General features: G+C 58.4%; 2 rRNA genes. Both read left to right on the forward strand.

Going from position 1 to position 1,022, the window contains the following annotated elements:
* Positions 1–85 (forward strand): 16S ribosomal RNA (locus tag ACWDYF_RS37175); the annotation flags it as partial.
* Positions 86–390: 305 nt separating this feature from the next.
* Positions 391–1,022, forward strand: a 23S ribosomal RNA gene (locus tag ACWDYF_RS37180); the annotation flags it as partial.

Here is a 1,022-nt window from a genome sequence, read left to right on the forward strand (position 1 = left end):
GGAGCTGTCGAAGGTGGGACTGGCGATTGGGACGAAGTCGTAACAAGGTAGCCGTACCGGAAGGTGCGGCTGGATCACCTCCTTTCTAAGGAGCACTTCTTACCGGTTTCGGCTGGTCAGAGGCCAGTACATCAGCGAATGTCTGATGCTGGTTGCTCATGGGTGGAACGTTGACTACTCGGCACGGATGGTTCTGAGGATCACTAGTACTGCTTCGGCGTGGAACGTGAGTCCGAGGGCGAGTCTGTGTCGGGCACGCTGTTGGGTGTCTGAGGGTGCGAGCGTTGCTCGCCCTTCGGGTTGCCGGCCCCAGTGCACTCGGGATGTTGTCCCGGGGTGATGGGTGGTTGGTCGTTGTTTGAGAACTGCACAGTGGACGCGAGCATCTGTGGCCAAGTTTTTAAGGGCGCACGGTGGATGCCTTGGCACCAGGAACCGATGAAGGACGTGGGAGGCCACGATAGTCCCCGGGGAGTCGTCAACCAGGCTTTGATCCGGGGGTTTCCGAATGGGGAAACCCGGCAGTCGTCATGGGCTGTCACCCTTGTCTGAACACATAGGGCAAGTGGAGGGAACGCGGGGAAGTGAAACATCTCAGTACCCGCAGGAAGAGAAAACAACCGTGATTCCGGGAGTAGTGGCGAGCGAAACCGGATGAGGCCAAACCGTATGCGTGTGAGACCCGGCAGGGGTTGCGTATGCGGGGTTGTGGGATCTCTCTTCTACGGTCTGCCGGCCGTGGGACGAGTGAGAAACCGTTGATGTAGGCGAAGGACATGCGAAAGGTCCGGCGTAGAGGGTAAGACCCCCGTAGTCGAAACATTAGCGGCTCGTTTGAGAGACACCCAAGTAGCACGGGGCCCGAGAAATCCCGTGTGAATCTGGCGGGACCACCCGCTAAGCCTAAATATTCCCTGGTGACCGATAGCGGATAGTACCGTGAGGGAATGGTGAAAAGTACCCCGGGAGGGGAGTGAAATAGTACCTGAAACCGTGTGCCTACAAGCCGTGGGAGCGTCGGA

Source organism: Streptomyces sp. NPDC003284, from assembly GCF_053589675.1.